At 66.3% G+C, this 25,096-nt stretch carries 20 protein-coding genes; 4 read left to right on the top strand and 16 right to left on the bottom strand.

Translation table 11 applies throughout. The features are described from left to right. Positions 1 to 70 precede the first annotated feature (70 nt). Both GPT34_RS11490 and GPT34_RS11485 read left to right on the top strand, forming a co-directional pair. A complete protein-coding gene (locus GPT34_RS11490; RefSeq protein WP_291012437.1) occupies positions 71 to 868 on the top strand; it encodes an HAD-IIB family hydrolase in 798 nt (265 codons plus the stop codon). After that, the gene (locus GPT34_RS11485) at positions 865 to 2,100 is read left to right on the top strand and encodes an MFS transporter (RefSeq protein ID WP_291012435.1); all 1,236 of its coding nucleotides are present in this window, start codon (positions 865 to 867) and stop codon (positions 2,098 to 2,100) included. The genes GPT34_RS11490 and GPT34_RS11485 overlap by 4 nt, the downstream gene beginning before the upstream one ends. A 7-nt stretch (positions 2,101 to 2,107) precedes the next feature. Here the strand turns inward: GPT34_RS11485 and GPT34_RS11480 are convergent, their stop codons facing one another. Continuing rightward, on the bottom strand, positions 2,108 to 3,229 hold the full coding sequence (locus GPT34_RS11480; RefSeq protein WP_291012432.1) for a YeeE/YedE family protein: 1,122 nt from the start codon (positions 3,227 to 3,229) through the stop codon (positions 2,108 to 2,110). 141 nt (positions 3,230 to 3,370) lie between these two features. Between GPT34_RS11480 and GPT34_RS11475 the strand changes: the two genes are divergently transcribed. After that, positions 3,371 to 3,763: a hypothetical protein gene (locus GPT34_RS11475; protein ID WP_291012429.1), complete on the top strand. Its 393-nt coding sequence runs from the start codon at positions 3,371 to 3,373 to the stop codon at positions 3,761 to 3,763. 204 nt (positions 3,764 to 3,967) lie between these two features. Here GPT34_RS11475 and GPT34_RS11470 read toward each other — a convergent pair whose 3' ends face one another. Both GPT34_RS11470 and uvrA read right to left on the bottom strand, forming a co-directional pair. After that, entirely contained in the window at positions 3,968 to 5,404 is a 1,437-nt protein-coding gene (locus tag GPT34_RS11470; RefSeq protein WP_291012427.1) for an aldehyde dehydrogenase family protein, read from the bottom strand. A gap of 511 nt (positions 5,405 to 5,915) precedes the next feature. Continuing rightward, the gene (uvrA, locus tag GPT34_RS11460; RefSeq protein ID WP_291012423.1) at positions 5,916 to 12,023 is read right to left on the bottom strand and encodes an excinuclease ABC subunit UvrA; all 6,108 of its coding nucleotides are present in this window, start codon (positions 12,021 to 12,023) and stop codon (positions 5,916 to 5,918) included. Between the two features lie 130 nt (positions 12,024 to 12,153). Here uvrA and GPT34_RS11455 point away from each other — a divergent pair, with 130 nt between their 5' ends. Then, positions 12,154 to 13,278, top strand: a complete 1,125-nt coding sequence (locus tag GPT34_RS11455; protein ID WP_291012420.1) for an ABC transporter substrate-binding protein — start codon at positions 12,154 to 12,156, stop codon at positions 13,276 to 13,278. 176 nt (positions 13,279 to 13,454) lie between these two features. Here the strand turns inward: GPT34_RS11455 and GPT34_RS11450 are convergent, their stop codons facing one another. The 13 genes from GPT34_RS11450 to GPT34_RS11390 all read right to left on the bottom strand — a co-directional run bounded on the left by GPT34_RS11450 (position 13,455) and on the right by GPT34_RS11390 (position 24,959). Next, positions 13,455 to 13,892: a universal stress protein gene (locus GPT34_RS11450; protein ID WP_291012417.1), complete on the bottom strand. Its 438-nt coding sequence runs from the start codon at positions 13,890 to 13,892 to the stop codon at positions 13,455 to 13,457. 130 nt (positions 13,893 to 14,022) lie between these two features. Further along, a complete protein-coding gene (locus GPT34_RS11445; RefSeq protein ID WP_291012415.1) occupies positions 14,023 to 14,721 on the bottom strand; it encodes a 2-hydroxychromene-2-carboxylate isomerase in 699 nt (232 codons plus the stop codon). Positions 14,722 to 14,728: 7 nt separating this feature from the next. Beyond that, entirely contained in the window at positions 14,729 to 14,956 is a 228-nt protein-coding gene (locus GPT34_RS11440) for a DUF1289 domain-containing protein (RefSeq protein WP_291012412.1), read from the bottom strand. Further along, on the bottom strand, positions 14,953 to 15,480 hold the full coding sequence (locus GPT34_RS11435; RefSeq protein WP_291012409.1) for a YbaK/EbsC family protein: 528 nt from the start codon (positions 15,478 to 15,480) through the stop codon (positions 14,953 to 14,955). Before GPT34_RS11435 ends, GPT34_RS11440 begins: the two co-directional genes overlap by 4 nt. Positions 15,481 to 15,526: 46 nt before the next feature. Next, on the bottom strand, positions 15,527 to 16,195 hold the full coding sequence (locus GPT34_RS11430) for a LysE family transporter (RefSeq protein WP_291012406.1): 669 nt from the start codon (positions 16,193 to 16,195) through the stop codon (positions 15,527 to 15,529). A 1-nt stretch (position 16,196) separates the two neighbouring features. Continuing rightward, positions 16,197 to 17,105, bottom strand: coding sequence for a hydroxymethylglutaryl-CoA lyase (locus GPT34_RS11425; RefSeq protein ID WP_291012403.1), 909 nt, complete (start codon positions 17,103 to 17,105; stop codon positions 16,197 to 16,199). A 19-nt stretch (positions 17,106 to 17,124) separates the two neighbouring features. Then, on the bottom strand, positions 17,125 to 18,045 hold the full coding sequence (locus GPT34_RS11420) for a glyoxylate/hydroxypyruvate reductase A (protein WP_291012401.1): 921 nt from the start codon (positions 18,043 to 18,045) through the stop codon (positions 17,125 to 17,127). Positions 18,046 to 18,081: 36 nt separating this feature from the next. Next, positions 18,082 to 20,106: an acetyl/propionyl/methylcrotonyl-CoA carboxylase subunit alpha gene (locus tag GPT34_RS11415; protein WP_291012399.1), complete on the bottom strand. Its 2,025-nt coding sequence runs from the start codon at positions 20,104 to 20,106 to the stop codon at positions 18,082 to 18,084. Further along, positions 20,106 to 20,849 carry a DUF4126 domain-containing protein gene (locus GPT34_RS11410; protein ID WP_291012396.1) on the bottom strand — a complete coding sequence of 248 codons (744 nt, stop codon included), beginning with the start codon at positions 20,847 to 20,849 and terminating at the stop codon, positions 20,106 to 20,108. The genes GPT34_RS11415 and GPT34_RS11410 overlap by 1 nt, the downstream gene beginning before the upstream one ends. Positions 20,850 to 20,881: 32 nt before the next feature. Further along, a complete protein-coding gene (locus GPT34_RS11405; RefSeq protein ID WP_291012393.1) occupies positions 20,882 to 21,670 on the bottom strand; it encodes an enoyl-CoA hydratase/isomerase family protein in 789 nt (262 codons plus the stop codon). Positions 21,671 to 21,684: 14 nt separating this feature from the next. Further along, positions 21,685 to 22,821, bottom strand: a complete 1,137-nt coding sequence (locus GPT34_RS11400; RefSeq protein WP_291012390.1) for an acyl-CoA dehydrogenase family protein — start codon at positions 22,819 to 22,821, stop codon at positions 21,685 to 21,687. Further along, positions 22,818 to 23,330: a DinB family protein gene (locus GPT34_RS11395; protein ID WP_291012387.1), complete on the bottom strand. Its 513-nt coding sequence runs from the start codon at positions 23,328 to 23,330 to the stop codon at positions 22,818 to 22,820. The genes GPT34_RS11400 and GPT34_RS11395 overlap by 4 nt, the downstream gene beginning before the upstream one ends. A gap of 6 nt (positions 23,331 to 23,336) precedes the next feature. Next, complete coding sequence (locus GPT34_RS11390) at positions 23,337 to 24,959, bottom strand: carboxyl transferase domain-containing protein (protein WP_291012384.1); 1,623 nt, start codon at positions 24,957 to 24,959, stop codon at positions 23,337 to 23,339. Positions 24,960 to 25,096: the final 137 nt, after the last annotated feature.

Genomic DNA, 25,096 nt, shown 5'->3' with positions numbered 1-25,096 from the left:
TGATTCTAACGCAGGAGGGAAATCCCCGTGTGCGAAACTGCCCGGCTTTCATGCCTCAGTTGCTGTCCACATGACCCCGCTCGCCCAGTGGCCTGCCTCCGCCCGCGCCCGCGTGCGAGGCGTGCTCACCGACATCGACGACACCCTCACCACCGAAGGTGCGATCACGCCTGACGCCCTGGCCGCGTTGTATCGGCTGCAAGGTGCGGGTCTGCCGGTGTTTGCCATCACCGGCCGACCGGCCGGCTGGAGCGAGGCCTTTGCCCTGAGCTGGCCGGTGAATGCCATCGTTGCCGAAAACGGCGCCGTGGCGTTGTCACGCGGTGCTGGCGGCGAGCTGCAGCGGGCCTACCTGCAGGATGCCCCCACGCGCCAGGCCAATTTCCAGCGACTGCAAGCAGTCGCCCAGCACATCCTGCAGACCCTGCCAGAGGCGCGCCTGGCGACCGACAGCCCAGGTCGCGAAACCGACATCGCCATCGATCACAGCGAATTCGCGCACCTGAGTGCGGACGACATCGCCCAGGTGGTGGCGCTGATGCGCGGCGGTGGCCTGAACGCCACCGTCAGCTCCATCCACATCAATGGCTGGATCGGTGGACACGACAAGCTCGAAGGCGCGCGCTGGATCGTGCGCGAACACCTGGGCCGCGCGCTGGACGACGAGCTCGATCACTGGGTCTACGTGGGCGACTCGACCAACGACGCGCGCATGTTCGGCCACTTCCCCAACAGCGTGGGCGTAGCCAATGTGGCGCGCTTCGTGCCCCAGCTCAGTCACCTGCCGCGCTACCTCGCGTGCGGTGAACGCGGCGCCGGGTTCGCTGAGGTGGTCGACGCGCTGCTGGCGGCGAAGGAAGCCGCATGAGCGAACACCCGCTGCCACCCGGAACCAGTGGCGTGGGCGCAAGCGGCCTAGCGCCCGCGCCCCGGCAAGCCCGGCTGGGCCTTTACGCCATTTTCGGTTCTACCTTCTTTGAGCTGGTGGGCTATTTCATGCTCACGCCCTTTCTGATCCTGCGGCTCAATGCCGAGGGCGTGCCGACCGCCGTGGTGGGACTGTTTGCCGCCACCGGCTGGCTGGGCGTGTTCCTGATGACGCCATTCGCCTCGGCCATCACGCAGCGCCTGGGGCGGCGGCCCACGCTGTGGATCGCCGCGCTGGTGCCGGTGCTGACCACAGCGGGCTTTCTGGCCACCACCTCGCTGCTCGGCTGGTTCGCGTTCAACCTGGTCGGCGGCATGGCCTCGGGACTGCGCTGGGTGCTGGCCGAAGCGGTGGTGGCGGAGTTTGCGCCGCCAGGTCAGCGTGGGCGCGCCATCGGGGTGTTCGAAACCATGGTCGGAACCACCTTCGTGATTGGCCCTGCGCTGCTGGTCTGGACCGGCGCGCAGAACGATACCGCGCTCTGGCTTGCGCTGGGGCTGCTGGTGGTGGGCCTGTGCTGGAGCCTGGTGATCCCGCGTCTGCCAGTGGCGGCCGACGAGCACAGCGCTCGGGTCGGGCTGTCCGGCGTGTGGCACGCCTTTTTGGCGCACCCGCTCACCATGGCCATCGGCTTCATTGGCGGCTTTTTCGAAAGCGGCATCACGGCCATCCTGCCGTTGTACGGACTGTCGCTGGGCCTGGGTGCGGCGGCCGCGGCGCTGCTGGTGTCGAGCAGCGGCCTGGGCAGCGCGCTCACCATGCTGCCGGCTGGCCTGCTGGCCGACCGGCTGGCCCACCACCCGCTCCAGCGCTTCGGCGACGAATTCGCAGCCCGGCGCCTGATCATGCGCGGCTGTGCGGCGACCACGCTGATCGCCACCCTGGTGATTCCCTTTGTGGCCGGCGTGCCCTGGCTTGCGGCGCCGGTGGCATTCGTCTGGGGCGGCGCGGGCGGCTGCCTCTACACCATGGTGATGATCGACATTGGCTCGCGTGAAGCCGGCATCACCCTGGTCAACAGCACGGCCGTGCTGGTGCTCTCGTACACCCTGGGCGGTGTGCTGGCGCCGGCGCTGGGGGCCGCGGCGCTACAGTGGGCGCCCACACTGGGTTTTCCGGGCCTGCTGATCGGGGTGGCCAGCTTGGGGTGCTGGCTGCTGTGGCGGCGCTGAAGCGGCGCTACGGCGCCGCGGCAGAAGCGGCGGCCACAGGAGCCGTGGGTGCGTCGGCCCGCTGCTCGCGCGGCCGGTCCAGCAGGTAGTCGGCGACACCGCCGCCCACCCACATGCCGCCCAGCGTGAGCCAGGCGGTCACCGCGAAGATGGCGCCGCCGGTCATGCCAGCGCCGACCGCGCAGCCTCCGGCCAGCATGGAGCCAAAGCCCATGAAAATGGCGCCTACGATGTAGCGCGGCATGGTGTAGCCGCCGCCAAACCCTTCGAGCTTCCAGTCGCCACCGACCAGTGCACCCACCAGCGAACCCAGGAACACCCCTGGCATCAGGCCCAGGCCGAAGCCCCAGGGCCCGTCGGGTTCGGCCAGCACCCGCATCAGCCAGTCGGACGACGGGCCGCTGAATGTCAGACCCTGGATCTGAACCGGCTCGAACGAGTTCGACATCACCGCGTAGGTGAACCACCAGGCCAGCGCCACCATGAGCCCGGTGCCGATACCACCCGCCCATTTCCAGAACGCCCAGCCGCTGTGGTACGCGAAGAACAGTGCGGTGATCAACCAGACGGTGGCGAACACCAGACCGTCCCAGGGACCCACACCCAGTTGCGCCAGTAGGCTGCGCGAAGGCCCGCCGTCGACCACCCACCAGCTGGAAATCGCCAGCCGTAGCGGCGCCAGCACACCAGCCAAGGAGGCTTGGGCCGCCACCGCAAACACCAGCCCCGACAGCAGGGCCCGCAGGTTGCCGTTGGCCGAGAGCACCAGCAGCCGGCTGGCGCAGCCGCGCGTCATGACCATGCCCACACCAAAGATGAGACCGCCCACAATGGCGCCCGAGAGGCTGCCGCGGGCTGAGAGCTGGCGCGCCGTGCTCACGTCCAGCCCGCCGGTGACGATGAGCAGTTGCACGCCCACCACCGCCGCGCCGAAGGCCAGCAGCCAGACGGTGAGCTTGTCGCCGAACTTCCCGTGCCAGAACTCGATGACCGCGGCACGCAGGCAAAAGCGCGAGCGCTGGGCAAAAAAGCCGAAGCCCAGTCCAGCCGCCAGGCCACACAGCGCGAGTACCGCGGGCTCCCCCATCCGTTCGATCCAGCCAGCCCAGTCCATGGATGCCCCAAACATAGAAATATGCGCAAATATTCATGCTATGACCGGAACCGGCGTGCGGACTTGATCCTGCGCAAACTTGGGTGAACCCGCGCAGCCGTTTAAGCTCTTTCGCAGAGGGGCTTTCGACCCCTGACCACCTAGCAAAGGAAAACCATGGCGATTCCCTGGCTGGTTGCCCTCAAAGTCATTCCCTGGGGTGACGTGATTGAACACGCCCCCAAGGTGCTGGACGCCGCGCGCAAACTGCTTGATCAGAAACGCACGCAGTCCCCAGCCGAGCCTTCAGTGACGGGCAATGTGATCGACGTCAACAGCCCCACCCCGCCCAGCCTGGGCGAGCTGCGCAACCGCCTGATCGCCGCGCAACAGCAGATCGATCAACACGCCGTTGCGCAAGAACAGCTGGCCCAGACCCTGGCCGAGCTGGCCGAACAAAACGCGCGGTTGGTGGCTGCTGTCGCGGTGCTGCGCACGCGAACGCGGATGCTGCTCTGGGGCGGCGCGATTGGCTTGCTGGGGCTGCTCGCGCTGGCGCTCAGCCGCTGAAGCGCGGGGCTCTGGGAAACGCCCACACCCATGGAGGCGCTTTTGCGCGTGTGGCGCGGCTTGCAGAGGCTGCGCTGCGTGCTGCGATTCAAGGCAGCGACCCTCCCCCAGTGGGAGAGAGGCGCCAGGATCTTTTTTGCGGGTGGCGGGTGCCTTCGCGATCCCCTAGCGGCCTTCCCTCAACAGGGGAACCGCCATTCAGGCTCAGGCCTTGGCGGGCGAATGCCCCAGCACCGCCTTGGTTTCCAGGAACTCGCCAAAGGCCACGTCGCCCCACTCGCGCCCGTTACCCGACTGTTTGAAGCCGCCAAACGGCGCCATCATGTCGGTCGGCGCGCTGTTGAGGATGACTTGTCCGGCGCGCAGGCGGTTCGCCACGCTGTGCAGGGTGGCGGTGTCGGTGCCTTGCAGGTAGGCCGCCAGGCCATAGGGCGTGTCGTTGGCGATGGCCACGGCTTCGTCCAGCGTTCCGTATTCGATGATGACCAGCACTGGGCCAAAAATTTCTTCGCGTGCCACCGTCATCTGGTTGGTCACATCAGCCAGCACAGTGGGCTTGACAAAATAGCCCTTGCCCAGACCGTCGGGCCGCCCCAGGCCGCCAGCCACCAGCGTGGCACCTTCGTCCAGGCCAGTCTGGATCAGGCCCTGAATCTTGTTCCACTGGGCTTTGGACACCACGGGCCCGATCACGGCACCGCTGTCCGGCGCGCCCACCGTGGTTTTCTCTGCCGCCGCTTTGGCCGCGGCCAAGGCCTCGGCCTTCGCCGCCTTGGGCACCAGCATGCGGGTGGGCGCGTTGCACGACTGGCCTGAGTTGTTCATGACCGTGCGCACGCCGGCGGTGACCGCTTTCGCGATGTCGGCATCGGGCAGGATGATGTTGGGCGACTTGCCGCCGAGCTCCTGGTGCACCCGTTTGACGGTGGGCGCGGCGGCCTGCGCAACCGCAATACCGGCGCGGGTGGAGCCAGTGAAGGACACCAGCTCGATATCGGGGTGGCTGGCAATGGCCGAGCCCACACCCGGGCCATCGCCGTGGATCATGTTGAACACACCCGCCGGCACGCCCGCCACGTGCAACACCTCGGCCAGAATTTGGGCCGACAGCGGCGCCATCTCCGAGGGCTTGAGCACCATGGTGCAGCCGGTGGCCAGCGCCGGCGCCACCTTACACATGACCTGGTTGGTCGGCCAGTTCCAAGGCGTGATGAAGCCGCAGACGCCAATGGGCTCCTTGCGCAGCAATGTGGTGCCGCGCAACTCCTCAAACGCGTAGGTCTTCAACACGGCCAAAGCCGTTTTCAGGTGTGCCACACCAATGCCTGCCTGCGCCGTTTTGGCCAGACCGGCAGGTGCGCCCATCTCGGTCGAAATCGCTGCCGCGATATCGGCAAAGCGCTTCATGTATTCCTCGATCACGCGCTCGATCAGCGCGCTGCGCTCGGCCACGGTGGTCTGCGAAAACGCAGGAAAGGCCGCCCGAGCCGCCTTCACTGCACTGTCCACGTCGGCCGCCGAACCCAGCGCAATGCGAGCCACCACCGCCTCGGTGGAGGGGTCGATCACATCATGCGGACGCAGGGTGTCTTGCGGCGCCACCCAGGCGCCGTTGATATAAAACTTGAAGAGCTCTTGCATGGTGGATATATCCTGGAAAAAACAGAAAGGCTACGATGGCATTCGCGAGGCGGCGGCCTCACCAATGTCGCTTGCCGAAACCTACCATCCTACCTACACGGGAGCCGAGGCTGGGTCGCTTGCGTTCAGAACGCCAAGGTTGACCGCCGTCAAGGCCTCGAGCGGGCATCGACCTGCAAGCTCGCATCGCACCCCGCCCCCGCAGCGATCCAGCGCCGGGCCAGGCGGCGCAACAGGGGTGCCGCCCAGCGCCAACGATTGCCCAGCACGCCCTCGGTGTCGCTGAGCACACCACACCGATAAAGCCTTTGCGCTGAATCCCATCGCAGGGCGCTGCAAGCGCCAGCGCGCTTGCGTGAGATCACCTGGCCCAGCGGACAGGGCTCAGCCAGACAGCAGACTCCGCAGCCGTTACACGGCGCGCCGAGCGCGGGCTTGAGCGGTGCCTCGGGGTGGATGTGGATGACCTGATCGCGGGGCATGCTGGGGTGCTGGCATCACGCTCGCATGATCAGGCCCGCGCCAGAACCGGCCCCAGCACCTTGCCGGTATGCGTGCCGAGCCGCACCACCTCGTCGGGTGGCGCCGCCGCTACGATCTGGCCGCCACCGAAACCGCCCTCGGGGCCGAGGTCAATGATCCAGTCGGCTTCGGCCATCACATCGAGATCGTGCTCGATCACCACCACGCTGTGGCCGCCGTCCACCAGCCGATGCAGCACGCGGATAAGCTTTTCCACATCGGCCATGTGCAGACCCACCGTGGGCTCGTCGAGCACGTACAGCGTGTGCGGCGCCTTCTGGCCACGCCGGGTCACATCGTCACGCACCTTGCTGAGTTCGGTCACAAGCTTGATGCGCTGTGCCTCGCCGCCGCTGAGCGTGGGGCTGGGCTGGCCCAGCGTGAGGTACCCCAGGCCGACGTCTTTCAGCAGCTGCAGCGGATGCGCGATGTTGGGCATGGAGGCGAAGAACTCCACCGCCTCGTCCACCTCCATCTGCAACACATCGCCAATGCTCTTGCCCTTCCAGCTGACGGCCAGGGTTTCGGGATTGAAGCGGGCGCCGTGACACACCTCGCACGGCACTTTCACATCCGGCAGGAAGCTCATTTCGATGGTGCGCATGCCCTGGCCTTCACAACCGGGGCAGCGGCCTTCACCGGTGTTGAAGCTGAAGCGGCCGGGGCCGTAGCCGCGCGCCTTGGCCTCCAGCGTGTCGGCAAACAGTTTGCGCACCGTGTCCCAGAAGCCGATGTAGGTGGCGGGGCAGCTGCGCGGCGTCTTGCCGATGGGTGTCTGGTCGACTTCGAGCACGCGGTCCACCACCTCGGTGCCCAGCACCTTCTCGCAGCCAACCCAGACCGGGCGCTCGCCCTGGTCCCAGGCCTGGCGGCCGGCGAAGGTGCTGCGGCGACTGACCGCCTCCGCGACGTTGGTGAGCAGCACGTCGCGCGCCACGGTGGATTTACCGGAACCGGAGACACCGGTGACCACGACCAGGCGCCGCAGGGGGATGGCGACGTTGAGATTTTTCAGGTTGTGCAGGTTCGCGCCCCTGACTTCGATCCAGGTGGTTTCTTCTGTTGGCGTTGAGGTTGGCGTTGGCTCCGCTGAAACGGGGTCAGCGCCCGATTTCGATTTGCGTTTCGCGCTCCGTGGCGGGGGTTGTCCTGAATCGGGATCTGACCCCATCTCAGCCGCTCTCCCGCTCGCCGCCCCCATTTCCGCTACCGGCCGTCTCGCCTGCAGTGGGTGCTTCATCGCGTGCAGCAGGTAGCGGCCGGTGACCGATTCGGGGTTGGCCGAGAGGTCGGCCACTGTGCCTTGCGCCACCACGCGACCACCGCGTTTGCCGGCACTGGGGCCGATGTCGATGATGTGGTCAGCCCGCCGGATGGTGTCTTCGTCGTGCTCGACCACCACCAGCGTGTTGCCCATCTCGCCCAGCTTGTGCAAGGCATTGAGCAGGATGGCATTGTCACGCGCGTGAAGGCCAATGGTCGGCTCGTCGAGCACATAGCACACGCCCTGAAGGTTGCTGCCGAGCTGGGCAGCGAGACGGATGCGCTGGGCTTCTCCGCCACTGAGCGTGGGCGCGCCACGGTCCAGCGTGAGGTAGTTCAGACCCACTTCTTCCAGGAAGGCCAGGCGGCTCTCGATTTCGGGCAAGAGGTCACGCGCAATGTCGGCTTCGCGCTGGGTCAATGACCCCCACGCTCCGCCGCTGACGCGGGTCGCTGCCCCCCGAGGGGGCTGATCCGGCTTGGGGCGGCCCGGCGCCTGATCGACGGACGCGCCGCCATCGCCCATCAAACTCCGCACCCAGGCGCGCACGTCGTTCACCGCCAGCCTTGCCACCGCCGTGATGCCCACGCCACCGAACGTCACCGCTCGAGCCTGCGCATTCAGCCGGGTGCCCTCGCAGGCGGGGCACGCCGCATCGTCGGTCACCTCCACATCGGGCTCGGCGAAGCTCTGCTCCCGGCCTTTTTCCTGGTCGTCGCGCACCGAGTCGTCCAGCGCCTTGCGCTGCTCGCGCGAGAGCGCCAGGCCAGTGCCCACGCAGTCGGGGCACCAGCCGTGTTTGCTGTTGTAAGAGAACAGGCGCGGGTCCAGTTCGGGGTAGCTGGTGGCGCAGACCGGGCAGGCGCGGGTAGTGGAAAACACCTCGAGCTTGCCGATGCCGCGCGTGGAATCGCCAGCGGCCATGGCTTCGTCCAAACCTTGCAGTTCGCTCAGCACATGGACCTGCCCCTTGCCGATTTCCAGCGCCTTGGTCAGTTGCGAGCGCAACCAGGCCTCGTTGGCCGGGTCAACCACGCCGTCGGCCACCGGGAGCTCGATGGTGTGTTCCTTGAAGCGGTCGATGCGCGGAAAGCCGGTGGTGGGCAGGAACTCACCATCGACCCGCAGGTGCGTATGGCCACGCGGGCGCGCCCAGTCGGCCAGCTCGGTGTAGACGCCCTTGCGGTTGACCACCAGCGGCGCGAGCAGGCCGATGTGTCGGCCCTTGTAGCGGTGCAGGATGGCCGCAGCAATGCTTTCCGGGCTTTGCGGCATCACCGCAGCACCGTCGTGCACGCAATGCTGCGTGCCCAGCTTCACATAGAGGAGGCGCAGAAAATGCCAAACCTCGGTGGTCGTGCCCACCGTGCTCTTGCGACCACCCCGGCTGAGGCGCTGCTCGATCGCCACCGTAGGCGGAATGCCGTAGACCGCGTCCACCTCGGGCCTGCCCGCTGGCTGAACGATGCTGCGCGCGTACGCGTTGAGCGATTCGAGGTAGCGGCGCTGGCCTTCGTTGAACAGGATGTCAAACGCCAGCGTGGACTTGCCCGAACCGCTCACGCCCGAAATCACATTGAATCGCCCGCGCGGAATGTCCACGCTCAGGTTCTTCAGGTTGTGCTCCTTGGCGTTGACGATGCGGATCGCGTCGGGCGCGGTCGACCTCGGGCGCGTGATGGGCTTGACCGCCGGCACCAGGTAGTCGGCCGCGCGGCCTTCACCGGCCTCAAACACCTCACCCATGGACAGCGCGTACTCACGCAGAGATTGGCCGGTTTGACTGCTCGGGTGCTTTCTGACCTCCTCGGGTGGCCCTTCGGCCACCACCAGCCCCCCGGCGTCGCCGCCCTCGGGCCCAAGGTCGATCACCCAGTCGGCCGATCGGATCACATCCAGGTTGTGCTCGATGATCACCAGTGAGTGGCCCGCTTCCAGCAGCCGACGCAGGCTGCGCATGAGCTTGGCGATATCGTCAAAGTGCAGGCCGGTGGTGGGTTCATCGAACAGGAACAGCGTGCCCTTTTTGGCCAAACTCTGGCGACTCGCGCTGGCGCTCTTGGCGGCATCGGCCAGGAAGCCAGCAAGCTTGAGGCGCTGCGCTTCGCCGCCCGAGAGCGTGGGAACCGGCTGGCCGAGCTTCACGTATTCGAGACCGACATCGACGATGGGTTGCAGGGCGCGGATTGCCTCGCGGTCGGTCTTGAACAGGTCGGCCGCTTCGCTGACCGTCAAATCCAGCACATCGGCCACGTTCAGGTAGCGCCCGCCGCGCTCGATCTTCACCTCCAGCACCTCGGGCCGGTAGCGTTTGCCGTCGCAGTCCGGGCAACGCAGGTACACGTCGCTCAGGAACTGCATCTCGACATGTTCAAAGCCCGAGCCGCCGCAGGTGGGGCAACGGCCGTCGCCACCGTTGAAGCTGAACTTGCTGGCGGTGTAGCTTCGTTGGCGGGCCAGCGGTGCATCGGCGAACAAGGCGCGAATGCTGTCCCAGGCACCCACATAGCTCACCGGGTTGGAGCGCGCCGTCTTGCCGATGGGCGACTGGTCGACGAACACGACCTCGCTCAAATGGTCAGCGCCGAGCAGGCGATCGTGGGCGCCTGGCGCGTCGGTGGACTTGCCAAAGTGGCGCAGCAGCGCGGGCGCGAGCACATCCTGGATCAGGCTGGACTTGCCCGAGCCCGACACACCAGTGACCACCACCAGGCGTTGCAGCGGGAAATCGACGGTGACGTTTTTCAGGTTGTGCTCGCGCGCACCTTCCAGGATGAGGCGCGGCGTGCTGTCGGTCACCATGCGCTTGAAGCCCATGCCCACCTGCTTGCGCGCGCCGAGGTAGGCGCCGGTCAGCGTATCGGCCTGCCGAACGTCTTCGGGCGAGCCGTCGAAGACGATCTGCCCACCGCGCTCGCCCGGGCCAGGGCCCATGTCGATCAGGCGGTCAGCCGCCAGCATCACCGCCGGGTCATGCTCCACCACCACCAGCGTGTTGCCCGCATCTCGCAGGCGCAACATGGCGCTGTTGATGCGCGCCATGTCGCGAGGGTGCAGGCCGATGCTGGGCTCGTCCAGCACAAACAGCGTGTTCACCAGCGACGTGCCCAGCGCGGTGGTGAGGTTGATGCGCTGCACCTCGCCGCCACTGAGCGTGCGGCTCTGGCGATCCAGCGTGAGGTAGCCGATGCCCACATCACACAGGTAGCGCAGCCGCGTGTTGATTTCCTCGAACAGCAGCTTGAGCGCCTGCGCCTGGCCAGTCGCGTCTTCCCCGGTGGGCATCAGGGTGTCCGCCAGCGAACCAAAGAAGGTGCGCAGCCGGTCCAGCGGCAGCAGCATCAGATCGTGCAGGCACAGACCGGGCAAGGCTTCGAGTTGTGGACGGGACCACTTCACACCGACCGGCAGGTGTCGCCGCGCCGGCGGCATGACCGCATCGGCCTGCGCCTGGTTGCCGATGCGCCAGAGCAGGCTTTCGCGCTTGAGCCGCGCTCCATGGCAGCTCGGGCACTCGGTGTAGCTACGGTACTTGGAGAGCAGCACCCGGATGTGCATCTTGTAGGCCTTGCTCTCCAGGTACTCAAAGAAGCGTGCCACGCCAAACCACTGCTGGTTCCACTTGCCGTTCCAGTTCGGCGAGCCTGCCTTCACCCAGTGCTGCTGTTCGGGTGTGAGTTTGTTCCAGGGCGTGTCGCGCGGAATACCGGCTGCCTCGGCGTGGCGCATCAGATCGTCCTGGGCCTCTTTCCAGGCTGGCGTCTGGAACACCTTGATTGCGCCACCGCGCAGCGTGAGCTTGTCGTTCGGGATCACCAGACCATAGTCAACCCCGATGACGCGGCCAAAGCCCCGACAGGCTTCGCAGGCGCCCACTGCCGAATTGAACGAAAACATCGACGGCGTGGGTTCGCCGTACCGAACATCGCTCTCGGGGCAATGCAAGCCGGTCGAAAAACGCCACACAACGGGCTCGGTGCCCTCTTCACCCAGCACATAGACCATGAGCTTGCCGCTGCCGCGCTTCAGCCCCGCCTCAATCGCCTCCATGACGCGCGCCTGCTCCGCGGTGCCAATGCGAAAGCGGTCCGCCACCACGTCGAGCACCTTCACGGATTCGATCACCGCTTTCGCAGCCTTGGCCTTGCTCGTGCTCTTGCTTTTTTTCTCAGGCTCTGCCGACACCGCTTTCTGCACCACGCGCTCCGCCTGCACCCGCGTGTAGCCGCTGGCGGAAAGCCACTGCTCGATTTCCTCTGGCGTGGTGCTGGCAGGCAGCTCGACCGGAAAAGTCACGACGAGCCGAGGATCGCTCCGTTCAAGGCACCGCTTTTGCAGTTCAAGGTAAATCGACTCCGGCGAGTCGTGCCGAACGGGCTGTGCCGTCTCACGGTCGAACAGGTCGGCACCGCGCGCAAACAGGAGCTTCAGGTGATCGTTCAGCTCGGTCATGGTGCCCACGGTGGAGCGCGAGGAACGCACCGGATTCGTCTGGTCGATGGCAATCGCGGGCGGCACGCCGTCAACCCGGTCCACCGCAGGCTTGTCCATGCGATCTAGGAACTGGCGTGCGTAGGCACTGAAGGTTTCGACGTAGCGCCGCTGCCCCTCGGCGAACAAGGTGTCGAACACCAGGCTGGACTTGCCCGAGCCGCTGGGCCCGGTGACCACCGTGAGCTCGCCGGTGCGGATATCGAGGTCGAGGTTCTTGAGATTGTGCTGACGCGCGCCGCGAATGCGGATCAGCCCCACCGGTCGATCTGCCGCCTGGCTCGCTCGTTCGCCGTCGGCGTCGGGCGACAAGGGGCTGGGCACGGGGGTTTCATCAGACATGAGCGGGCTTCTCGGTGGGGAGCCCAACATTCTAGGAGGGGTGCTCACCCAGCGCAGCGCCGCTACGTCATTTCCACAATGCCGCCATTTCTCATGTCGGCATACTTTGCGTTCGACCCAAGGAGCCCAGATGACGAATACCCGATCCCGAATCCTGACCACCCTGGGCCTGACGGCCGCTTTGCTCTTGTGCGCACCGGCATCGGCTCAGGTGCGAATCGGACAGCCCTCAGGCTTCACCGGGTCGGTGGCCGCCGGCGTGAAGGAGAACACCGACGGCGCCAAACTCTACTTCGATGCGGTGAACGCCCGTGGCGGGGTCAACGGCCAGAAGATCGAGCTGCTGTCAGTGGACGACCGGTTTGACCCCAAGGTGACGGTGGAAGTGGCGCGTGAGCTGATCACGCAGCAGAAGGTGATCGCCCTGTTTCTCAACCGCGGCACACCCCACGCGCAAGCGCTGCTGCCCTTGCTGGCGGAGTACCAGGTGCCCCTGGTGGGCCCCAGCACTGGCGCCATGGTCTTGCATGAGCCGGTCAATCCCTGGGTGTTCAACGTGCGCGCCACCTACCAGCGCGAGGCGGCCAAGGCCATCGAGCATCTGGCCAGTATCGGCATCACCCGCATTGCGGTGCTGCAGACCGACGACTCGTTCGGCGCCGACTCGGCCGCCGGTGCGCAAAAAGGATTCGACCAGGTGGGTCAGAAACCCCTCTTGCTGATCAAGTTTCCGCGCGAGAAACCCGACTTCGCGCCCCTGGCTAAAGAGATCGCCGCCGCCCAGGCCCAGGCCGTGATGGTGATCGGCTCGGCCGGCAACACGGCCAACGCGGTCAAGGCCTTGCGGGCGGCCGGCTCGCGAGCCCAGGTGGTGACGCTTTCGAACAACGCGTCGGCCGGTTTCATCCAGCTGCTGGGTGAGCATGCGCGTGGCGTGATCGTGACCCAGGTGTTTCCCAACGAGCGGCGCATCGCCTCGCCGCTCATCAAGGAAGCGCGGGAGCTGGCCAAGGCCAAGGGACTGGATAGCGTGTCGCCGGCCATGATGGAGGGCTATGCTGCCGCCAAGGTGCTGGTGGAAGGGCTCAGGCGCGCGGGACCCAGTCCAACGCCGAGAACCTTGCGCGACGCGCTGGAGAACATCAGCAATTTCGACATCGGAGGCCTCACGGTGAGCTACAGCTCGACCAACCACACCGGCCTGGATTTCGCCGACCTGTCCATCATCGACGGATCGGGGCGCTTCCGGCGCTAGCGGCGGCGTGAAGTCGCCAAGAAGAGCCGTTCGCGAACCCACCGGAACGCCGCACGGCTTCCCAGCCGCCCTTCATCAGCGTGTGGTGGCTCCAAGTGCTGTCAGCGTCAGCAGTGACGGCACAAAGACCACCAGCGGCCAGCATCGCTGGCTGTGCGTGTGCATCGAGAGTCTGGTCAGACCTTGACAATGAGCACCGGTTGCGTCGCATGGGCGAGCACCTTCTGCGCCACGCTGCCCAGGATCAGCGACTTGATGCCGCGGTGGCCGTGCGAACCCATGACGATCAGGTCGCAGTTTTCAGCGTTGGCCGTTTCCAGAATGCCTTCGTGCACCACGTTGCGCTCGATGGTGTCGCCTGCAAACGGCACGTCATGCTCCTTGCAAGCTTTGGCCAGCATGTCCAAAGCCTGACCTGCGGCACTCTTGGCTTCGGCCAGGTAGGCCTGCAAGCCCACCGCCGACGCATCGCCGATACCGATGTAGGGAAAAGGATCGATCACATACACGCCCACAACCTCAGCGCCCTCGCTTTTGGCTAACTCGGCAGCCGTCTTGGCTGCCAGCGCGGCCTGGGCCGAACCGTCGGTGGGGACAAGAATTTTTTTGAACATGGCGGTCTCCTGGTTGACCGGTTCGGGTGGGGCGCTGCGCGCGCCGTGACCACCACCTCCGGCCCTCCATGCTAGCGGAGCCACGAGCCGGATGGCTTGCGCTGCATCAATCAGCGGCGGCGGGCCGCCCTCAGCGCGGTCGCTGAACCCCAGCAGGCAGCTGGCCCGCAGCATCCCAGTCCGGCCCTTTGAACCAGGGTTCACCGTCCAGGCAGGCGCGCAGCATGGGCAAGGCATCCTGACCCCAGAACAGGCGGCCGTTCATCACCAGGGAAGGCACCCCGAAAAGCCCCAGCGCCAACGCCTGCTCGGTGTTGACGCGCAGGCGCTGCTTCACGGCATCGCTGTCGGGCTCGAGCCACGGGCGGCCGCACTGCGCCATGTGGTCCTGCAGGCGCGCTTGCAAATCGGCCAGGCGCTCGGGGCCGGTCGCGCTGTGGCCACCGCGCCAGATGTGGCGAAACAGCTGTTCGGTGACCCAGCGGCTGGTTTCGCCGGGCGCCTCATCGGTGGCGCAGCACAGACCCAGGCGCAGCAGGGGCAGCGGATTGAACGGGTGCTCGGCTGGCAGATCCAGTGCTACGCCGTGCTGATGCGCCAGCCAGCTCACCTGGCGGTAGGTCCAGTCGCGCTTGCCCGGAATTTCGGCCGGGCCGAGCTGGCCATGCGCCTTGAGCAGGGCCGCGAACAACACCGGCTGGTAACGCACTCGAACACTGTGACCCATGAGCGCTTCGGGCAGGCGCTCGAATGCGAGGTGGGCGTAGGGCGAAATGGGATCGTAGAAAAACCGGATGTCGTGCAGCGTGGGCTCGGCCATTGTGTTCATGCCGACCTTACCCGGCTGAAGCGAGCTGGCGCGCTTCGATGCGGCGCCAGACGGCGACTTTTTCGTCATCGCCCAACTGACCCCAGACCGCGATCTCCTGCAGCGAGCGGTAACAGCCTTTGCACTGACCTTGCCGCGCATCGAGCTCGCAGATCGACACGCAGGGCGAAGGCACGCCAGGGCCACTGTGGCGGTCCATCGCATCGCGCAGGTTGATGAGGGGTTCGTGGCTCATGAGGTGGTCAGGGGTTCGGTCACGTCGTGCACCAGTGCGCCGGTCAGGCTTTGCAGCTCGGCAGGGCTGAGGCGGAAAACACCATGGGGATGGCCAGCCGCGGCCCAGATGTCGGCAAAGCGAAAGAGCTGGGCGTCGATCAGCGTCACTGGCGCCGTGACGTGAGCCAGTGGCGAGACGCCGCCGATGGAGAAGCCGGTCTTCGCCTTGACGAACTCGGCGTCTGCACGACCCAGTTGGCCACCTTCGGCGCAGACTATGGCCTGCACTTTCTTCTCGTCCACCCGCAAGTCACCCGAGGTGATGACGAGCACCGCCACGTCATCGGCCTTGCGGCGAAAGACGATGCTCTTGGCGATCTGGCCCAGGGCCACACCCAGCGCACCGGCCGCCTGCTGCGCAGTGCGCGCGGCGTCACTGAGCATCACCGGCGCATGCGGGTGGCCAGCAGCGGCCAACGCGTCGGCCACGCGCTGCAGGCCGGCGGGGCGCTCAGCGGCGTTCAAGTCAGGGATTGGGGCCATGGTCCCTGATGTTAGCGGCGAAGCAACCGCCTCGCCCGGCACCAGGTCAAGACGCCGAGCGCTTGACCAACAGCAAACCCGCGCCCATGGCCAGCAGCACACCACCAAACACGCGGTTCTGATTGCGCTGCGCGCGTGCCGTCGCCATCCAGCGCTTGGCACGCGACGCCAAGAAGGCATAGCCGTGCATCACCACCGTGTCCACCGCCATGGCGGTGCTCGCCAGGATCAACAGCTGCAACCAGACCGAATGGGCCGGATTCATGAACTGCGGCAACACCGCCACCATGAACACAATGCTCTTGGGGTTTGTGAGGTTGGTCATCAGCCCAATGACGAAGCGCTCGCGTGTCGAGGGAACGCGCCTGCTCAAGGCCATGGATGCGTTGGTGGCCTGAACAGCTTCGTTGATGACGGGCCCAGCCTCGTGCACCGGCGCACGCCACTGCCTCCAGCCCAACCACATCAGGTAGGCCGCGCCAAGCACCTTGACCACGGTGAAGGCTGTGGCGGATGCCAGCAGCACGGCCCCCACACCCACGCCCGCAATCACCAGCACCACAGCCAGCCCAAGCTGCAAGCCGGCGATGGTAGCGCTGGTGTGGCGCACCCCATAGGCCAAACCATGGCTCATGGACAGCACAGCGCCCGATCCGGGCGAAATGGCAATCACCCAGCAGGCCAGAAAGTAGGCGATCCAGACCTGCCACTCCATGTCAGCCTGTCCGCTTGGCCAGCAGCGCCCGCGCCACGCGCGACCCTGTTGGGCGACCGAGCTCTGCGCTGATCCAGGCGCCGGCATCCACCAGCGCATCCAGGTCGATGCCGGTCTCCACGCCCATGCCGTGCAGCAGATAGACCACGTCTTCGGTGGCCACGTTGCCGGTCGCACCCTTGGCGTAGGGGCAGCCGCCCAGGCCAGCGACCGAAGACTGGAAGTTCCACACGCCCATCTGCAGCGCGGCCAGGGTGTTGGACAAGGCTTGTCCGTAGGTGTCGTGAAAATGGCCGGACACAGCATCGAGCGCAAAGTGTTGCAGCGTGGCCTCGATGGCGGCCTGCACCGCGCGTGGCGTGCCGACGCCAATGGTGTCGGCCACATCCACCCGCTGCACACCAATGCCCTTCATCAGCCCCGCCAGGTAGGCCACGCGCTCGGGCGCGATCTCGCCCTCGTACGGACAGCCCACGGTGCAGCTCATGGCGCCACGCACCGCGATACCGGCGGCCAGCGCCGCCTCGACCACCGGCGCAAAGCGCTCGATGCTCTCGGCGATCGAGCAGTTGATGTTCTTCTGGCTGAAGGCCTCGCTGGCGGCGCCGAACACCACGATCTCGTCGGGTTTGTCCTGCAACGCAGCCTCGAATCCCTTGAGGTTGGGCGTGAGCACCGAGTAGTGCACGCCAGGCTGGCGCGTCATGCCTTGCATCACTTCGTGGTTGTCCGCCATCTGCGGCACCCACTTGGGGCTCACGTAGCTCGTGACCTCGATCTCTTTCAGGCCGGCGGCCTGCAGGCGGTGAACCAGTTCGATCTTGATCGCCGCTGGCACTGGCTGTTTTTCGTTTTGCAGGCCGTCGCGCGGGCCGACGTCAATCAGTTGGACTCGGGAAGGCAGCGTCATCGTGTTGTTCTCAAGGTATTCAATAACCACGTGCGGGGTCGACCACCCCGGCCACCGGCTCGCCGCGCTCCAGCGCCGCGATCTTGCCGACGATCTGGGCAATGCTCTCGGTGCGCAAAGTGCGCGCCGAGGTATGCGGCGTGATGCGGATCCCGGGGTGTTGCCAGAACGGATGACTGGCGGGCAGCGGCTCGGTGCGGAACACGTCCAGCGTGGCGCCCGCGAGGTGGCCCCGGTCCAGCAGCTCAATCAAGTCGGCCTCGACCAGGTGGGCGCCGCGCGCCACGTTGATGAGGTAACCGCCCGGTTTGAGCAGAGACAGCGTGCGCCGGTTCAGGATGTCGCTGGTTTCGGGCGTGAGCGGCAGCAGGTTGACCAGCACGCGGCACTGGCCGAGGAAGCTGTCGAGCCGGTCTGGCCCGTTGTGGCAGACCACGCCTTCCAGCGTCTTGGGGCTGCGGCTCCAGCCGTGTACCGGAAACTCGAACACGCGCAGCGCCTGCGCCACCCGCTCGCCCAGCACGCCCAGGCCCAGCACCCCCACCGGAAAATCGATGCGGCTGCGCGGTTTGCGGAACGACCACTTGCCTTGCGACACATCGGCCTCGTAACCATCGAATTCTCGGAAATGGCGGATCACCGCATGGCACACATACTCTGCCATCTGCACCGACATACCCGCGTCGTCCAGCCGCACGACGCGGGTGGCGGGTGGCAACTTGAGTTGCAGCAGCGCGTCCACGCCGGCGCCGATGTTGAACAGCGCCTTGAGTCGCGGCTGTTCGTCGAGGAATTGCTGAGGCGGCGCCCAGACCACGGCGTAATCGGCCTGCGGCGAGCCCGGTTGCCAGACCTCGACGCTCGCGTCTGGCAAAGCGGCATGCAAGCCGGCCAGCCAGGGCTCGGCCTTGGTGTCGGTGCAGCAAAAAGTGATGTTCATGCCCAGGACTCTAAGCCGAATCGGCACCGCAAGCTGTCATGCGGAGGCCACTGCGATCTTCAACAGCTCCGCACCCTCGGCCACCTGGTCACCAGGCGCGTACAGCAGCTCAGCCACCGTGCCATCGGCGGGCGCGGCGATCGTGTGCTCCATCTTCATGGCCTCCATCACCGCCAGCGGCTGGCCCTTCTTGACCGTGTCGCCGGCCTTGACCGAGAACGACACCACCTTGCCCGGCATGGGTGCGGTGAGTCGGCCACCCTCGGCAGCGGCTTCGCCCGCGTGGGCCAGCGCATCGATCTCGGTGATCACGGTGGCGCCCAGGTCGCAGAACACATGCACCAGTTCGTCGCGCTGCCAGGTTTGCACGGTCTGGCGTTGACCGTGGAAGCTCAGGTCCATCCGCGTGCCGCTGTCGCTCTCCAGCGCGTTGAAAACCAAAGGCCCGGCCACTTCCCCCACGTTGAGCAACAGCGCGCCATCGTGCAGGTAGCTCAGCTGAGCCTGCAGCGACTCGCCTCGGTATTCAAAGTCGAATCGGCGCACGGTGAGGCCGAACGGGCGCCAGCCGTCGCGGCGCGAAAACGGGTCTGCCCCTTCGGCGGCGCGCTCGGCGATCAGCGTCTGCGCCACGGCAGCGGCCACGGCGAGCGGGCGGCCCACGCGGTCTTGCTGGAACAGCACATCGGCCTCGCGCGAAATCAGCGCCGTGTCGAGCTGGGCGCTGGCAAACGAGGCGCTGGACGCCACATGGCGCAGAAACTGCACGTTGGTCGACAGACCGACGATGCGCGTCTGCGCCAGCGCGGCGTCCAGCTTGGCCAGGGCCTCGGCGCGGGTAGCGCCGTGCACGATGAGCTTGGCCACCATGGAGTCGTAAAACGGGCTGATGGCATCGCCCTCGCGCACGCCGTCGTCGAAGCGCACCGCACCGCGCTCGAAACTCACCGCCGCAGGTTTGCGGTAGACATCGAGCCGGCCGGTGGCGGGCAGGAACTGGTTGTCCGGTGTCTCGGCGCAAATGCGCGCCTCGATCGCGTGGCCGTGCATGCGCAGCTCCTCCTGCTTCAGCGGCAGCGGCTCGCCCGAGGCCACGCGCAGCTGCCACTCCACCAGATCGAGCCCGGTGATGGCTTCGGTCACCGGGTGCTCCACCTGCAGCCGTGTGTTCATTTCCATGAAGAAAAATCGCATGTCCTGCGGCTTGTCGTAGCCACCAGGTTGCTCCACGATGAACTCCACCGTGCCCGCGCCCACGTAGTTCACCGCCTTGGCAGCGGCCACTGCGGCCAAACCCATTTGCTGGCGCAGCTCGGGCGTCATGCCCGGCGCGGGCGCCTCTTCCAGCACCTTCTGGTGGCGGCGCTGCACCGAGCAATCCCGCTCGAACAGATACACGCAGTTGCCGTGGGTGTCGCCGAACACCTGGATCTCGATGTGGCGCGGGCGCTGCACGTATTTCTCGACCAGCACCGCGTCACTGCCGAAGCTGTTGCGCGCCTCGCGCTGGCAGCTGGCCAACGCGGCGGCGAAGTCTTCCGCCTTGTCCACCGCGCGCATGCCTTTGCCACCGCCGCCTGCACTGGCCTTGATGAGCACCGGGTAGCCGATGCGATCGGCCTCGTGTTTCAGCATGGCAGGGTCCTGGTCGGCGCCGTGGTAACCCGGCACCAGCGGTACGCCGGCCTTTTCCATCAGGCGCTTGGACTCCGCCTTCAGGCCCATAGCGAGAATGGCCGACGAAGGCGGACCGATGAATACCAGGCCTTCTTTTGCGCAGGCGTTGGCAAAGGCTTCGTTTTCGCTCAGAAAGCCATAGCCAGGGTGGATGGCCTGCGCGCCCGTGGCCTTGGCGGCCGCGATGATGCGCTCCCACTGCAGGTAGCTGTCCCTGGGTGCGCTGCCACCCACGTGCACCGATTCATCACAGGCGGCGACATGCTTGGCGTGGGCGTCGGCATCGGAATAGACGGCCACGGTGCGAACACCCATGCGGCGGGCGGTGGCGGCGACTCGGCAGGCGATCTCACCTCGATTCGCAATCAGTATTTTCGAAAACATCAGGCTTCCTTTGGGGCAGCAGACAACAGGGCGATCAGGCGGCGAATCACCGCGCGCAAGAACTTGAACAATATCCAGGTGACAATCCACATCAGTACCACTACGATGACCAGCAGGATGCCGAAGGCCAGCGGATGGTTGGTGGCCAGCCAGAGCGCGCCGACCACCAGGCCGTCCTCCACCAGGCTCATGGCGAGGTTGGAAAACGGCTCGGGCGAGGTGTTGATGGCGGCGCGGGTGGTGGTCTTCGCCGCCTGCGAGGTGGCGGCCAGACCGCCGCCGAGCAGCGCACCCACCAGACCCATGGTGGCGCCGTCAGCGCCCAGCGCGCCGGCGGCCAGGGCGGCGCCGGCGGGGATGCGGATCACGCTGTTGAGCATGTCCCAGACCGAATCGACGCCAGGAATCTTGTCGGCAAAAAATTCCATGAACAGCATGAAACCGCTGGCCAGCAACAGCGCCGGGTGTTGCAACACCATCAGCCCCGGCGGCAGCGCAATCCAGCCCGCCGCGCCCGCCACCCCGACCAGAAACACCACAGCATAGAGCCGGAAACCGCTGGCCCAGCCAAGCGCCGCGGCCAGCGCGAGCAGGCTGGGCATGTCCATCCTGCTCGCAGCGTCGGCCACGCCAGCGCCCACTTGCTCGCCCACAGCGGCCACCGGTCCGCTGCCCAGGTGAAGGCCCAGGCCGTGCAGCCAGGCCAGCAGCTGTTGCCACAGGTTGGGGTCGGTCGTTTCCATGGGGTGAGATGGTCCGGCGGAGGATGCGATCGTCAGCCGACCAGCCAGGACGGCGGGCGCTTGTTCAGGAATGAAGACACGCCTTCGCGGCCCTCATCGCTGGCGCGAATGTCGGCAATTCGGCGCGCGGTCTCGGCGCGCAGGGCCTTGGTGATGGGCACGCCGCTCACGTCTTGCACCAGGCGCTTGCAGGCACGCGCGGCTTGCGGGCCATTGGCGACCAGGGTGCGCACGAAGTCATCGACTTTTTCGTCCAGCGTCTCGACCGTGGCGAGTTCGTGCACCATGCCCAGCGCGTGGGCGCGCTCGGCGCTGAAACGCTCAGCCGTGACCATATAGCGGCGGGAGGCGGGCTGGCCCAGCGCACGTACCACGTACGGGCTGATGGTGGCAGGCAACAGGCCCAGCCGCGCTTCGGACAAACAGAAGGTCGCGCCGGCCACCGCCACCAGCACATCACACACCGCCGCCAGCCCCATGCCACCGGCATAACAGTCACCCTGGATGCGACCCACGATGGGCACCGGACACTGGTCAAGCGTCCAGAGCATGTCGGCCAGCTTCTGCGCGTCGGCCCGGTTCTCTTCCCAGCTGTAGCCCGCCATGGCTTTCATCCAGTTGAGGTCGGCGCCAGCGCAAAAGGCCCTGCCATGCGCACCGAGCACGATCACACGCAGCTGCTCGTCCTGCGCCAGCTCGGCGAAGCTGGTGGTCAGCGCGGCGATCACCTCGTCGTTGAAGGCGTTGCGCACCTCGGGGCGGTTGAGCCACACGCGCGCGACCTGAGGCGTGGGGCGGGAAATGTCCAACACTTGATTCATCTTCAATACCCATCTCAATAGCGTTTGGCGACCTCTTCGAGCATCACCTCAGTGGCGCCACCGCCGATGGCCAGCACGCGCGCATCACGCCACAGCCGCTCGATCGCGGTTTCGCGGATGAAGCCCATGCCACCGTGAAACTGCTGGCAGGTCTGCACCACCTCGTTGACCAGCTCGCCCGTGAGTGCCTTCAGCATCGACACCTCCTGCACGATGTCTTTGCCCTGTGTCACGCACCACGCGCAGTGGTACATGAACTGCCGCGCCGCGCGGGTCTTCGCGTCCAGCATGGACAGGCGCTGGCGAATCGTCTGCTGGTCCCACAGCGTGCCGCCGAAGGCCTGGCGCTGGCGCACGTGGTCCAGCGTGATCTGGAGCGCCTGCGTGCAGTGCCCCACTGCCATCGCGCCCAGGGCGATGCGCTCGGTCTGGAAGTTCTTCATCACCGAGTAAAAGCCCTTGCCCTCCTCGCCCAGCAGGTTCTCGGCCGGAATGCGCACGTTGTCGAACACCAGCTCGGCCGTGTCGCTGGAGAGCCAGCCGGTTTTCTTGAGCGCGCGGCCCACGGTGAAACCGGGCGTGCCTTTCTCGACGATGAACATGCTCATGTCGTGCCGGGCCGTGCCGGTCTTGGCCGCCACGAAATACAGATCGGCGTGCACGCCATTGGTGATGAACATCTTGGTGCCGTTGAGCACCCATTCATCGCCGTCACGCCGCGCGCTGGTGCGGATGCCCGCCACGTCCGAGCCTGCGCCCGGTTCGCTGATGCCCACCGCCGTGATCATCTCGCCCGCTGTCACCTTGGGCAGGTATTTCGCCTTCTGGGCCGGGCTGCCGGCGTGGTGCAGGTGGGGACCTGCCATGTCGGTGTGCACCAGCACGGTGATGATGAAACCGGCAAACGTGGACTGCGACAGCGCTTCGGCAAACACCAGGTTGGTCATGGCATCGGCGTCGGCGCCGCCGTGATCCGAATCAAACGCAATGCCCAGCAACCCGGCCTGCCCCATGCGGCGCAACACGTCGCGCGGCACCATGCCGGTTTCCTCCCAGGCGGCAGCAAACGGCTCCACCTCGCGTGCCAGAAATCGCGCCACCTGATCACGCAGCAACTCGTGGTCCGGGGTGTCGTAGATGGTGGGGGTCATGCGGGCGTCTCGGTTTGTTGCAGGCAATACACCAGATCCAGCTCAGGCGCGGCTTGCCCGAGTGCGGTCAGGGCGGCGCTGATCTGGCCGCGGTGGTGCGTGCCGTGGTTGAACACATGGGCCAGCGTGGCGGCGAACGGCAGCGACTGCGGTACACCCTTCATAGTCTTGTAATCCAGGCAGCCGTCGAAGCGCTCCACCGGCCAGCCGCGGATCAGCGGCTCCCAGTTGGCCGCACCACCTTTGAGGGCCTGCCCGAGGCGTTCGCGGTCGGGCTCGATTTCCGTGTCCAAGCCCAGCAGCGGCGATGCCCCTTTGGCGAAACGCGCGTACCAGAGCAAGTGTTCTCCCACCAGCAGGTGGTTCAGGGTGCCGTGGATGCTCTTGAAGAACAGCCCCACGTCGCGCCGGTAGTCAGCGTCAGGCAGCGGCTCAATCGCGGCCAGCAGCTTCTGCGTGGCCCAGACGTTGTAGCGGGCCAGGGTGATGAAGTGAGCGTGGGCGTCCATGCGCGCTCACATGCGGAACACGCCAAACTTCGGCTCGCCGATCGGTGCGTTCAACGCCACGGACAGCGCCAGCCCCAGCACGCGGCGCGTGTCAGCCGGGTCGATCACGCCGTCGTCCCACACCCGGGCGCTGGCGTAGTAAGGGTGGGACTGATGGCCGAACTGATCGAGCACGGGTTGTTTGAACGCCGCTTCCTCCTCGGCGCTCCAGCTGCCGCCTTTGGCCTCGATGGCATCGCGCTTGACCGTGGCCAGCACACCAGCGGCCTGCTCGCCGCCCATGACGCAGATGCGAGCGTTGGGCCACATCCATAGAAAGCGCGGTGAATAGGCGCGGCCGCACATGCCGTAGTTGCCGGCACCGTAACTGCCACCGATGATCACGGTGAACTTGGGCACCTGGGCCGTGGCCACAGCGGTGACCATCTTGGCACCGTGGCGCGCAATGCCTTCGCTCTCGTACTTCCGGCCCACCATGAAGCCGGTGATGTTCTGCAGAAAGATCAGCGGCACCTTGCGCTGACAGCACAGCTCGATGAAGTGAGCGCCTTTTTGCGCGCTCTCGGAAAACAGGATGCCGTTGTTGGCCACGATGCCCACCGGCATGCCTTCGATGTGGGCGAAGCCGCAGACCAGGGTGGCGCCGTAGCGTGCCTTGAATTCGTGGAACTCGGAGGCGTCGACGATGCGGGCGATGATCTCGCGCACGTCGTAGGGCTTGCGGGTGTCAGCGGGGATCACTCCGTACAGCTCCTGCGGGTCGTATTTGGGTGGCAATGGCTCGCGCAGCGCCTGCGCCACTTCCTTGCGGTGGTTCAGCGTGGCCACGGCCTGGCGGGCCAGGGCGATGGCGTGCGCATCGTTCTGCGCCAGGTGGTCGGCCACGCCGGAGAGCCGCGTGTGCACATCACCGCCGCCCAGGTCTTCGGCGCTCACGATTTCGCCAATGGCGGCCTTCACCAGCGGCGGGCCGCCCAGAAAAATGGTGCCCTGGTTCTTGACGATGATGGTCTCGTCGCTCATGGCCGGCACGTAGGCGCCGCCCGCCGTGCACGAGCCCATGACCACCGCGATCTGCGCGATGCCCTGCGCGCTCATGTTGGCCTGGTTGAAGAAAATGCGGCCAAAGTGGTCGCGGTCGGGAAACACCTCGTCCTGGTTCGGCAGGTTGGCGCCGCCCGAGTCCACCAGGTAGATGCAGGGCAGGTGATTTTGCGCCGCCACCTCCTGCGCCCGCAGGTGTTTCTTCACCGTCATGGGGTAGTAGGTACCGCCCTTCACCGTGGCGTCGTTGCAGACGATCATGCAGTCCACGCCGCTCACGCGGCCGATGCCCACGATGACGCCGGCACAGGGCGCGCTGTCACTGCCGTCGCGGTCCGGGTACATGTTCAGGGCTGCCAGCGGGCTCATTTCCAGAAACGGAGTGCCCGGATCCAGCAGCATCTGCACCCGGTCGCGGGGCAGCAGTTTTCCGCGCTTCACGTGTTTGGCGCGCGCCGCCTCGCCGCCGCCCAGCGTGGCCTTTTCGATCTGCGCCTTCAGGTCATCCACGACCGCCCGCATGGCGGCGGCGTTGGCTTGAAACTCGGCTGAGCGGGCGTTGAGTTGAGTCTCCAGTGTCTGCATGGGTCCATCCGTGAGGTGTATCGGTCCATTGTGGAGGATAGGCCGCTGCCTGCCATCCGGGTCGCCACCAAGGTTGCAAATGCTGCCAGCTTTAGGCAGACTTGGCCGATGTCTGACCCAAGGCGCCGTCCACCTGC

Origin of the sequence: Hydrogenophaga sp. (genome assembly GCF_011390835.1) — a bacterium.
Classification (GTDB): domain Bacteria; phylum Pseudomonadota; class Gammaproteobacteria; order Burkholderiales; family Burkholderiaceae_C; genus Hydrogenophaga.
This window is presented reverse-complemented; position numbering and strand designations above follow the sequence as displayed.